Origin of the sequence: Sphaerisporangium sp. NPDC049002 (genome assembly GCF_040649355.1) — a bacterium.
Lineage (GTDB): Bacteria > Actinomycetota > Actinomycetes > Streptosporangiales > Streptosporangiaceae > Sphaerisporangium.
Map to the genome: position 1 here is coordinate 1 of NZ_JBEZFH010000236.1, position 10972 is coordinate 10972.

The window sequence follows — 10972 nt, forward strand, 5'->3', positions numbered from 1 at the left end:
CCGTGCTGAAGCCGAGGTTCAGCACCTGCGCGACGCCCGTCGGCCACGGGGCGCGAGCCGACTGGACGGCCCGGCTGAACGCCCAGTCCCATGCCCCGACGGCCCGCCCTGCCCGATCCGATGGCTTGCCGAAAGGAGCTGCCATGGCCACCCGTGCCCCCGACAACCTGGCGGCGATCCCGCCTCATCCCCCGGTGCGGCCCGGACCCGGGACGCACCGGCGCCACCTGGCGCACCGGATGGACGTCAAGGCCTCGCCGTACGCCTACGTCGCCCCGTTCTTCCTGCTCTTCTGCGCGTTCGGGCTGTTCCCCCTCGCGTACACCGCCTGGGTGAGCCTGCACGACTGGACGTTGCTGTCCGACGTGCACAAGTTCGTCGGGCTCGACAACTTCGCCACCCTGCTCGGCGACGACTACTTCTGGAACGCCACGTTCAACACGCTGTCCATCGGCGTGCTGTCGACGATGCCCCAACTGCTGCTGGCCATCTGGCTGGCGCACCTGCTGAACCGCCCGCTACGGGCCCAGACCCTGTTCAGGGTCACGCTGCTGCTGCCGAACGTGACCAGCGTGGTCGCGGTCGTCGTCATCTTCAGTCAGCTCTTCGGCCGGGACTACGGCCTGATCAACTGGGTTCTGTCCTGGTTCGGCGGCGGCGCCATCGACTGGAACGCCGGGACCGCCACCTCCCACACCGCGATCTCGATCATGATCATGTGGCGGTGGACGGGCTACAACACGCTGATCTTCCTGGCGGCCATGCAGGCCGTGCCGCGCGAGCTGTACGAGGCCGCCACCATCGACGGGGCGAGCGGCTTCACCCAGCTCCGCAAGATCACGGTCCCGATGATCCGGCCCACGATCGTGTTCGTGGTCATCACCTCCACGATCGGCGCCATGCAGGTGCTCGCCGAGCCGCTGCTGTTCGGCACCTACAGCATCACCGGCGGTCCCGACCGCCAGTACCAGACGCTGTCGCTGTTCATCTACGAGAACTTCACCAAGCTGGACTTCGGCTACGCCTCTGCCGTCTCCTGGATGATGTTCCTCTTCATCGTCGTCATCGCGGGTGTGAACTACCTGCTCACCCGCCGGACGAGAGGAAGCCTGACGTGAACCGGCGCCTCGGTGCGAGCTCGGCCCGCACGCTCACCTACCTCACCCTGCTGGCGGTGGCGTTCTTCTCGGCCCTCCCGCTGTACTACAGCGTGGTCGTCGCCTCGCGCGACAACTCGGCGCTGGCCGACGTGCCGCCCCCGCTGTTCCCGGGCGGCAACCTCCTCGCCAACGTGGAACGGGTCTTCGACACCGTGCCCTTCGCGCTCGCGCTGCTGAACTCCGTCCTGGTCTCGGGCGCCATCGCGATCTCGGTGATGTTCTTCTCCACCCTGGCCGGGTTCGCCTTCGCCAAGCTGCGCTTCCGCGGCGGCAAGATCCTGCTGGTGGTCACCGTGGCGACCATGATGGTGCCGACCCAGCTCGGCATCATCCCGCTGTACCTGCTCATGGTGAAGCTGGAGTGGACCGGCTCCATGTACGCGCTGATCGTCCCCGCGCTCACCAACGCCTTCGGCGTGTTCTTCATGACGCAGTACCTGTCGCGGGCGCTGCCGACCGAGCTGCTGGAGGCCGGCCGGGTCGACGGCTGCACCACCTGGGGCCTGTTCTGGCACGTGGTGCTCCCCGCCGCGCGCCCCGCGGCGGCCGTGCTCGGCATGCTGACCTTCATGTCCGCGTGGAACGACTACTTCTGGCCGCTGGTCGTGCTGACCCCGGAGAACCCCACCGTGCAGGTCGCGCTGTCGACGCTCGCCGCCGGGTACGTCAGCGACTACGCGCTCAGCCTGACCGGAACGGCACTCGGCACGCTGCCGCTGGTCATCGTGTTCGCCCTGCTCGGAAAGCAGGTCATCGGAGGAATCATGCAAGGAGCTGTGAAGGGATGACCATGACCGTCACCACTCGGGGGACCCTGCCTTCATATCTGACGGAGGGACGGGCGGTCTTCCCCGAAGGCTTCATCTGGGGCGCCGCCACGGCGTCCTACCAGATCGAGGGGGCGGCCAGGGAGGATGGCCGCGGCCCCTCGGTCTGGGACACCTTCTCCCGCACGCCAGGCAAGGTCGCCTTCGGGCACACCGGCGACGTGGCCTGCGACCACTACTACCGCTACGCCGACGACGTACGGCTGATGAGCGACCTCGGCCTCGGCGCCTACCGGTTCTCCGTCGCCTGGCCGCGCGTCCAGCCGGACGGGACGGGGCCGATCAACCCCCGGGGCCTCGACTTCTACGACCGGCTCGTCGACGAGCTGGCCGGCGCCGGCATCACGCCGTACGTCACCCTCTACCACTGGGACCTGCCCCAGACGCTGGAGGACCGCGGCGGCTGGACCAACAGGGACACCGCGTACCGGCTCGCCGACTACGCCGCCGCCGTCCACGCCCGCCTGGGAGACCGGGTGCGCAACTGGGCCACGCTGAACGAACCCTGGGTGCAGGCCTTCCTCGGGTACGGCTCCGGCGTGCACGCGCCGGGACGCAAGGACCCCGCCTCCGCGCTGATCGCCTCGCACCACTTCCTGCTCGGGCACGGCCTCGCCACCCAGGCGCTCCGCACGGCGGGGGCGGAGGAGATCATGCTGGTCATCAACTCCTCGCCCGTGCTGACCCCGGCCCAGGGCAACGACCCCGCCGCCGAGCTGTCGGAGGCCGACGCCGAGGCCGTGAACCGCGTCGACTGCCTGCTCAACCGGCAGATCCTCGACCCCGTGCTGCGCGGGAGCTACCCGGCCGAGGTGCTGGAGATCGTCGAGCGGATCGCCGGTCTCGACCACATCCACGACGACGACCTCGGCGACATCAACCAGCGGACCGACGTCATCGGCATCAACTACTACAACCCCTGCATCGTGCAGGCGAGCCCGGGAGAGCCCTCCAACCCCGCGTGGCCCGGTACCGAGGACATCCTGTTCCCCGCCCTCGACGTCCCGAAGACCGCCATGGAGTGGCCGATCGTCCCCACGGGACTGTCGCGCCTGCTGCTGCGCCTGTCGCACGACTATCCCGAGGTCGGCCTGATGGTCACCGAGAACGGCGCCGCCTTCGACGACGTGGTGACCAGGACGGACGCGGGGGAGCGGGTCCACGACGCCGACCGCACCGCCTACATCGACGCGCACCTGCGGGCCGTGCACGCCGCCATCGAGGGCGGGGCCGACCTGCGCGGCTACCTCGTGTGGTCGCTGCTGGACAACTTCGAGTGGGCCGAGGGCTACCACCGCAGGTTCGGCATCGTCCACATCGACTTCGCCACCCAGCGGCGGCTCCTCAAGGACAGCGCGGAGTGGTACCGCGGGGTCATCAGGGAGAATGGGCTGGTATGAGACGACCCACCTTGGAGGCGGTCGCCGCCCGGGCGGGGGTGTCGAAGTCGAGCGTCTCCCGGGTGGTGAACGGCGAGGCCACGGTGACTCCGGAGATCCGTGACCTGGTCATACGGGCCGTACGGGAGCTTGGGTACGTGCCGAACGGCGCGGCCAGGAGCCTCGCGACCCAGCGCACCAGCGCGGTCGCGGTGATCGTCTCCGACCCTCCCAAGGGGCTCGTGTCCGACGACCCGATGTTCTCCGCGGTCGTCCGCACGGTGAGCCGCGAGCTGGAGGCGGCGGGCAAGCAGGTCACGCTCATGCTCGCCGGGTCGCCCGAGAGCCAGCTCCGGGTGGAGCAGTTCGTGGCCGCCGGGCACGTGGCGGGGGTCATGCTCGTGTCGATGCACGGCGCCGACCCCCTCCCGGGTTCCCTGGCGCGGATGGGCGTCCCCATGGTGTCGCACGGCAAGTCCGCCGCCGGGGTGCCCTACGTCGACAACGACAACCTGGGCGGCGCGACCGTCGCCGTCAAGCACCTGCTCGACCTGGGGCGGCGGCGCATCGCCACGATCACCGGCCCGCTCGACATGGTGGCCTCGCAGGACCGTCTCACGGGTTACCGTGAGACCCTTCGGGACACCGGTCGCCGGTCGATCGTCGCCATCGGCGACTTCACCCGGATCTCCGGCGCCGAGGGCATGCGGCAGTTGCTCGACGACGATCCGGCACTGGACGCCGTGTTCGCGGCCAACGACCTGATGGCCATCGGCGCCCTGCGCGCCCTGCGCGAGGCGGGGCGGCGGGTGCCCGACGACGTGGCGGTCGTGGGCTTCGACGACATCGAGGCCGCGTCGTACACCGTGCCGCCGCTGACCACCGTGCGCAGCCCCATGGGGGACCAGGCGCTGGCCACGGCGAGGTTGCTGCTCGGCCTGTTCGAAGGCGGGTCCGGCGACCCGGTCATCATGCCCAACGAACTGGTGATCAGGGAGTCGGCGTAATCACTTCATCGTGGAGGTCACTGGTATGAGACGACCGACTCTCGAGGCCGTGGCGGCACGGGCGGGAGTGTCCCGTGCCACGGTCTCCCGGGTGGTCAACGGAGGGCAGACCGTCACCGCGGAGCTCCGTGACGCGGTGATGCGGGCGGTGGACGAGATGGGCTACGTGCCGAACCTCGCGGCGCGGAGCCTGGTCACCCAGCGGACCGACTCGATCGCCCTGGTGGTCTCCGAACCGCCGACGAGGGTCTTCTCCGACGACCCGATGTTCTCCACGGTCATCCGCTCCGCGAGCGCGGAGCTGGAGGCCGCCGACAAGCAGGTCATCCTGATGCTCGCCGGCACCCCGACCAGCCACGCGCGCGTGGAGCGCTATCTCACGGGCGGGCACGTCGACGGCGTCATGCTGATCTCGATGCACGGCGCCGACCCGCTCCCCGCCGCGATCATGCGCATGCGGGTCCCGGTGGTCTCGTACGGCAGGCCGGCCGTCAACGTCAACCTGCCCTACGTCGACAACGACAACGTGGGCGGAGCAGAGGCGGCCGTACGCCACCTGCTCGACCGGGGACGGCGGCGGATCGCCACGATCGCGGGGCCACCCGACATGATCGGAGGCCAGGACCGGCTCGCCGGGTACCGATCGGTCCTTCAGGGCTCCGACCGGCGCTCCATCGTCGCGATAGGCGACTTCACCCGCGAGTCGGGGGCGATCGCCATGAGGCAGCTCCTGGAGGACGACCCCGGGCTCGACGCCGTCTTCGTCGCCAACGACCTGATGGCGATCGGGGCGCTCCAGGCGCTGCGCCACGCGGGCCGCCGGGTGCCCGAGGACGTGGCCGTGGTCGGGTTCGACGACATCGAGGCCGCGTCGTACACCGAGCCCCCGCTGACGACGGTCCGCCAGCCGTTCCGCGAGCAGGCGGCGGCCATGGTGCTGCTGCTGCTCCGCCTCCTCGAAGGCGGTCCCGCCGACCCCGTGGTCCTCCCCACCGAGCTGATCGTCCGCGAGTCCGCGTAGACGCGGCACGACGCCGCCTGCCATAAGGCCCGCATAAACGGGCAGGGCAGGCGGCGTTCGCGCGTTCACGGGGCTCTCAGGGCCGTACGCGCGCCCCCACCTCCCTCCCGCGACCGGCGCCGATGGCGGTCGCCCTCCGTCCCGACAACTCCAATAGTCTTGACAAAAAAATTGTTCGGTGAGACCGTTGGGTCATGGCCGAAGCGACGGTGAACGAGACCGGCGGCGGCACACCGGAGTTTCAGATCGAAGGACGCGAGCGGGGCGGCACGAGGCCGCTCCTGGCGCAGGCCGGCGTCCTCGGCGACGGCTGGGAGGCTGAGATGGACGCGTTGCACCGAGGCTGGGACATGTACCTCCACACGCTGGACCAGTACCTCACCCACTTCCCCGACAACTTCGCGCTCGTGGTCTTCAGCCGTCCGGAGGGGGGCGGCGAGCCGGTCTGGCGGATCCTGCGGCGCGGGCTCGGCATCCACCGTGAGATCGTGCAGGGCGACCGGATCATGCTCACCCCCGAGGGCATGGAGCCGATCGAGGGCGTCGCCGACTTCGTGGCCCCCGGCTTCCTCGGGGTGCGCACCGGTGACGGGCTGTACAGGTTCATCTCCGGGACGCGCGACTCGGTGGTGATCGGCCACCACAGCTTCACCGACGACGCCGACCCCGAGGAGTCCGAGCGGGCCTGGCAGGGCTGGCTCGGCAGGCTGTTCGCCTAGCCCGCTTTCGGCCGCGCGACTCGCCGCCGGTTTACCTGGTTGGCGGGCCGTGAAATCCCGCCGAGTTGTTTGTCCGAGAACAAATGCACAGCCTCGGGAAAGAGAAAGTGAAATGACGAACTCGACCGTCCACGCCGATCTGTCCTTCGCGATCGTCCCGGCCCCCGTCTCCGGTACCATCGGCTTAGGTGGCCAGGGAAAGCGGACCCCGGGCACCACCTGGGACTGAATGGGACGGGTGACGATGCTGGTCGAGTTGACGATGCACCGCACCACCGCATCGCGGTCATCGGCCAATTCCCCGATCGACGGAATACGCATATTGGCACTCCTGCCCGAAAAATGGCATAAAGACCTCAGACAGGGCAATGGCGACATCGTCATCCGGGTCGACACCGCCGACGACACCAGCAGCGCCGAGATCCAGGCCACGGTCATCGCGGCTCTCACCGATCCGGCGATCAGTCACTGGGAACTCCGCGCCTGCGAAACCCTGACCGCCGAAGACGGCGCGTGACCACCCCCTGAATTTTCTTCCCGTCGGATGTAGAGGACGCGTCCCCGGCTCCGACCCAGGTGTGTGAGGCGCCCGCAGCGGGCGTCCCGACCTGAGGAGCACGAGCCGTGAAGTACATGCTGATGATCTACATGAACACGGAGACCTGGGACTCACTGTCCGAGACGCAGCGTGACGAGGTGTTCGCCGGACACGACGCGCTCATCAAGGCGATCACCGAGTCCGGCGAGATGGTCGGCACCGAGGCGCTGGCCGACCCCGCGACCAGCGCCACCGTGCGGGTGCGCGGCGGGGTCACCCAGGCGACCGACGGGCCCTACGCCGAGGCCAAGGAGTTCTTCTGCGGTTACTACCTGGTCGACTGCGAGAGCAGGGAACGCGCCGTCGAGCTCGCCGCACTGATCCCGGACGCCCGGTACACCGGCATCGAGGTACGGCCGCTCATGGGCGGCGGCGGCGCGGACGCCTAACTCGCCTCGATCGTCTCCAGCGTCACCAGGGCCCTCGCCGGGAGCCGGCGGGCCGGGCGCCGAGGGCCGGGACCCGTGTCCCGGCCCTCGCCACGCGCGGGCGCGCCATCACGGCCTCGCTTACAGGACAGGCTCCCTCCGCGCACACAGGAAGATCATGAAGAACGCGCTCCCTCATCCGGGACCGCTGCGGGACGTCTTCCGTGTTGCCGTAATCAAGATCTTTTACAGGATCGCGCGCGGAACGATCAAGCGAAGGCGAGAAACCGCTCCCTGGAGGCGCCGCGCGTTCCCGCAGTTCAAGGGGCATTGTTTCGTTTCAAGCCGATCTTCAGGGAGCGCTCCCTGAGACGCACTCCGGATTGCTGGACCATGTGCATCACGTTTCCGGGCGGTTAATTAGGCCCTTGACAGGCATTGTCGGAGGAGAGCACTCTCTCGTTGAGAGAGCGCTCCCCGAGCCCCTGTGGTACTACCCCCCCATCTTCAGGAGACGCGATGCCGCCGTCCCCAAGAACTGCTCGCAACCGCCTGGGCCTGCTCGTCGCCCTGGCGGTCGCCCTGATCACGTCCTGTCTGACGATCGTGCCCGCCATGGCCGCCGACACCTTGCTTTCCCAGGGAAAGCCGGTGACGGCCTCGTCCGCGGAGAACATCGCCTTCCCGGCCACCGCGGCCGTCGACGGCAACGCCGGGACCCGCTGGTCCAGCGGGTTCGCAGACCCGCAGTGGATCCAGGTCGATCTCGGCGCCACCGCCACCGTCAGCCAGGTGGTGCTGAACTGGGAGACCGCCTACGGCAAGGCGTTCCAGATCCAGACCTCGGCCGACGCCGCCACCTGGACCACCATCTACTCCACCACGACCGGCACCGGCGGCAACCAGACCCTCGCGGTCACCGGTTCCGGCCGGTACGTACGCCTGTACGGCACCCAGCGCTCCACCCAGTACGGCTACTCGCTGTGGGAGTTCCAGGTCTACGGCACCGTTGGCGGCACCTCGCCGTCCCCGACGCCGACCATCACCCCCACCGGCGACCCGGGTGGCGACAAGCTGCTCTCGTACAACAAGCCCGGCTTCGCCTCCAGCTCGCAGAGCGACGGCAACTGCTACGAGTGCACTCCCGCGAGGGCGTTCGACCGTGACCCGGCCAGCCGCTGGGCCACCAGTTCCACCACTGGCTGGGTGGACCCGGGCTGGATCTACGTCGACCTCGGCGCGACGGCCCAGATCCACAAGGTCATCCTCCAGTGGGACCCGGCCTACGCCAAGGCCTTCCAGATCCAGGTCTCACCGGACGCCACCAACTGGACCTCGATCTACTCCACGACCACCGGAACGGGCTTCAAGCAGACCCTGACCGTGAACGGCACCGGCCGCTACGTGCGGATGTACGGCACCCAGCGCTCCTCGGCCTACGGGTACTCGCTGTGGGAGTTCCAGGTCTGGGGCACCGGCGGCGCCCCCATCACCCCGCCGCCGCTCCCGCCCGACCCCCGCAACCCCCCGCAACTGGTGTGGAGCGACGAGTTCAACAGCGCCGCCGGCACCAAGCCCGACCCGGCCAAGTGGGTCGCCGACTACGGCACCGGCCAGAACGGCGAGCTGCAGTACTACACCAACAACAACAACGCCTCCACCGACGGAGCCGGCAACCTCGTGATCGAGGCCCGCAAGGAGACCACGGCGGGAACCGCCTGCCCCGGCGGCCCCTGCCAGTACACCTCCGGGCGCATCAACACCGGCAACAAGTTCAACTTCACCTACGGCCGCGTCGAGGCCCGGATCAAGGTGCCCAAGGGCAACGGCCTGTGGCCGGCGTTCTGGATGATGGGCGCCGACTTCCTCACCGGGCGGCCCTGGCCGTACAACGGCGAGGTCGACATCATGGAGATCCTCGGCAAGGACACGAAGACCGCCTACTCGACGATCCACGCCCCCGCCTACAACGGCGGCGGTGGCATCGGCTCGCCGTACACCCTGCCCGGCGGGGCGGACTACTCCGACGACTTCCACGTCTGGGCCGCCAACTGGGACAGCAAGGGCATCGTCTACACCCTGGACGGCCGCACGGTCTTCACCCTGGACAAGGCCCAGGTCGAGGCCACGCGTGGCCCGTGGGTCTACGACCACGCGTTCTACCTGATCCTCAACCTCGCGGTGGGCGGTGACTGGCCCGGTCCGCCGGACGCCACCACCGGGTTCCCGAAGCGGATGCTCGTCGACTACGTCCGCGTCTACCAGTAGGCGCACCGGTTCCGGTACGGCCCCCCACGGGCCGTACCGGAATCCTTCTAACAAAGGAGACTCCACCATGGAACGGGACATCCCCCCACCCCGTATCCGCCGGGGGCGCTCACGTACGGCCGTGCTGATCGGCGCCCTCGTGGCGCTGCTCGGCGGGTCCATCGTGACCGCCGCCTCACCCGCCAGCGCGGCGGACGCCCTGATCTCACAGGGCAGGACGGCCACCGCCTCCTCCACCGAGAACGCCGGCACCCCCGCCTCGGCCGCCGTCGACGGCAACGGCGGCACCCGCTGGTCGAGCGCCGCCAGCGACCCCCAGTGGCTCCAGGTCGACCTGGGCGCGTCCGCCACGGTCAGCCAGGTCGTGCTGAACTGGGAGAACGCGTACGCCACCGACTACACGATCCAGACGTCCGCCAACGGCAGCGCATGGACGACGATCAAGACCGTGACCGGCTCCACTGGCGGCAACCAGACGCTCGCCGTCGCGGGCACCGGCCGCTATGTCAGGGTGCAGACCACCAAGCGCGCCACCCAGTGGGGCGTCTCGCTGTGGGAGTTCCAGGTGATCGGCACCGGCGGAGCCCCGCCGCCCTCGCCGCCCCCCGGCAACGTCGTGCGCGTCGCGGAGTTCCTGGCGGACTGCCCGTTCAGCCACCGGCTCCCCGACGACCCGATCATCTTCCCGGGCCTGCCCGGCGCCTCCCACATGCACAGCTTCTTCGGCAGCACGACGACCAACGCGAGCAGCACGCTCGGCAGCCTGCAGAACGCCAACAGCAACTGCAACCCGGCCGTCGACAAGTCGGCGTACTGGGTGCCGACCCTCTACAAGGACAACGTCCCCGTGGAGCCGGTCATCACCACGTTCTACTACCTGGGCGAGGGCGTGAACAACGACGTCATCGCGCGGACGCAGCCCCTGCCCCTGGGCCTGCGGATCGTGGCGGGCAACGCCAAGGCGACCGCCCCGGACGCCACCACCATCTCCCGCTGGTCGTGCCTGCACGCGGGAGAGGTTCCTCCCGGCAAGGACTTCGTCAACTGCCCGGCCGGCACCATGCTGGAGTCGTACCTCGACTTCCCGCAGTGCTGGAACGGCAGGGACCTGGACTCGGCGGACCACAAGAGCCACATGGCCTACCCGGTCAACGGCACCTGCCCCGCCACCCACCCGGTTCCGGTGCCGAAGCTGCGCCAGGTGCTGCGGTACCCGGTCACCGGTGACCCCTCGCACTTCCGGCTCGCGTCGGGGGCGGGGTTCACCATGCACGGCGACTTCTTCAACGCCTGGCCCGAGGCCGAGATGGCGCGCCGCGTGAACGACTGCATCCGTCCGATCATCAAGTGCGGAGCCGACGGGCACCCGTAACCCGCAGGTTCCCGCAGAGTCTCCCAGGGGCGGGGAGTGCGGCCACGCCGAATCCGCCGCCTCGCCCCTGGGGCACCACCACCAGAGAGGACCCGGCATGAGAGCATCCGCCTTCTTCGCGGGGCCGGTCACGGCCGTCGTGGTGCTCGCCGCGTCGCTCACCACGGGGTGCGCCGCCACCGCACCGGCGCCGCGCCCCTCGGCGGCGCCGAGCGCCCAGGTGCCCTTCACCAGCAAGACCCTGGCACCCCGA

At 69.4% G+C, this 10972-nt stretch carries 10 protein-coding genes; all 10 read left to right on the top strand.

Annotated elements, in window-relative coordinates; translation table 11 throughout:
• Nucleotides 1-143: 143 nt before the first annotated feature.
• The 10 genes from AB0B89_RS31180 (at nt 144) to AB0B89_RS31225 (ending at nt 10719) form a co-directional block, all read left to right on the top strand.
• Nucleotides 144-1118 carry a sugar ABC transporter permease gene (locus tag AB0B89_RS31180; protein WP_358559947.1) on the top strand — a complete coding sequence of 325 codons (975 nt, stop codon included), beginning with the start codon at nt 144-146 and terminating at the stop codon, nt 1116-1118.
• Nucleotides 1115-1948, top strand: a complete 834-nt coding sequence (locus tag AB0B89_RS31185; RefSeq protein ID WP_358559949.1) for a carbohydrate ABC transporter permease — start codon at nt 1115-1117, stop codon at nt 1946-1948. The genes AB0B89_RS31180 and AB0B89_RS31185 overlap by 4 nt, the downstream gene beginning before the upstream one ends.
• A 2-nt stretch (nt 1949-1950) precedes the next feature.
• The gene (locus tag AB0B89_RS31190) at nt 1951-3387 is read left to right on the top strand and encodes a GH1 family beta-glucosidase (RefSeq protein WP_358559950.1); all 1437 of its coding nucleotides are present in this window, start codon (nt 1951-1953) and stop codon (nt 3385-3387) included.
• Entirely contained in the window at nt 3384-4373 is a 990-nt protein-coding gene (locus AB0B89_RS31195) for a LacI family DNA-binding transcriptional regulator (protein WP_358559952.1), read from the top strand. The genes AB0B89_RS31190 and AB0B89_RS31195 overlap by 4 nt, the downstream gene beginning before the upstream one ends.
• 25 nt (nt 4374-4398) lie before the next feature.
• The gene (locus AB0B89_RS31200) at nt 4399-5394 is read left to right on the top strand and encodes a LacI family DNA-binding transcriptional regulator (protein WP_358559954.1); all 996 of its coding nucleotides are present in this window, start codon (nt 4399-4401) and stop codon (nt 5392-5394) included.
• Nucleotides 5395-5588: 194 nt separating this feature from the next.
• Nucleotides 5589-6113: a hypothetical protein gene (locus AB0B89_RS31205; RefSeq protein ID WP_358559956.1), complete on the top strand. Its 525-nt coding sequence runs from the start codon at nt 5589-5591 to the stop codon at nt 6111-6113.
• A gap of 244 nt (nt 6114-6357) precedes the next feature.
• Nucleotides 6358-6630, top strand: coding sequence for a hypothetical protein (locus AB0B89_RS31210; RefSeq protein WP_358559962.1), 273 nt, complete (start codon nt 6358-6360; stop codon nt 6628-6630).
• A 116-nt stretch (nt 6631-6746) separates the two neighbouring features.
• Entirely contained in the window at nt 6747-7100 is a 354-nt protein-coding gene (locus AB0B89_RS31215) for a YciI family protein (protein ID WP_358559963.1), read from the top strand.
• Between the two features lie 498 nt (nt 7101-7598).
• Entirely contained in the window at nt 7599-9347 is a 1749-nt protein-coding gene (locus tag AB0B89_RS31220) for a discoidin domain-containing protein (RefSeq protein WP_358559958.1), read from the top strand.
• Between the two features lie 67 nt (nt 9348-9414).
• Nucleotides 9415-10719 carry a DUF1996 domain-containing protein gene (locus AB0B89_RS31225; RefSeq protein WP_358559960.1) on the top strand — a complete coding sequence of 435 codons (1305 nt, stop codon included), beginning with the start codon at nt 9415-9417 and terminating at the stop codon, nt 10717-10719.
• The last annotated feature ends 253 nt before the right edge of the window (nt 10720-10972 follow it).

What these genes read in the sequence shown, in the direction of transcription:
- AB0B89_RS31215 (WP_358559963.1), top strand. Translation starts at nt 6,747, where the DNA reads ATGCTGATGATCTACATGAACACGGAGACCTGGGACTCACTGTCCGAG.
- AB0B89_RS31220 (WP_358559958.1), top strand. Translation starts at nt 7,599, where the DNA reads ATGCCGCCGTCCCCAAGAACTGCTCGCAACCGCCTGGGCCTGCTCGTC.
- AB0B89_RS31210 (WP_358559962.1), top strand. Translation starts at nt 6,358, where the DNA reads ATGCTGGTCGAGTTGACGATGCACCGCACCACCGCATCGCGGTCATCG.
- AB0B89_RS31205 (WP_358559956.1), top strand. Translation starts at nt 5,589, where the DNA reads ATGGCCGAAGCGACGGTGAACGAGACCGGCGGCGGCACACCGGAGTTT.
- AB0B89_RS31190 (WP_358559950.1), top strand. Translation starts at nt 1,951, where the DNA reads ATGACCGTCACCACTCGGGGGACCCTGCCTTCATATCTGACGGAGGGA.
- AB0B89_RS31225 (WP_358559960.1), top strand. Translation starts at nt 9,415, where the DNA reads ATGGAACGGGACATCCCCCCACCCCGTATCCGCCGGGGGCGCTCACGT.
- AB0B89_RS31180 (WP_358559947.1), top strand. Translation starts at nt 144, where the DNA reads ATGGCCACCCGTGCCCCCGACAACCTGGCGGCGATCCCGCCTCATCCC.
- AB0B89_RS31200 (WP_358559954.1), top strand. Translation starts at nt 4,399, where the DNA reads ATGAGACGACCGACTCTCGAGGCCGTGGCGGCACGGGCGGGAGTGTCC.
- AB0B89_RS31195 (WP_358559952.1), top strand. Translation starts at nt 3,384, where the DNA reads ATGAGACGACCCACCTTGGAGGCGGTCGCCGCCCGGGCGGGGGTGTCG.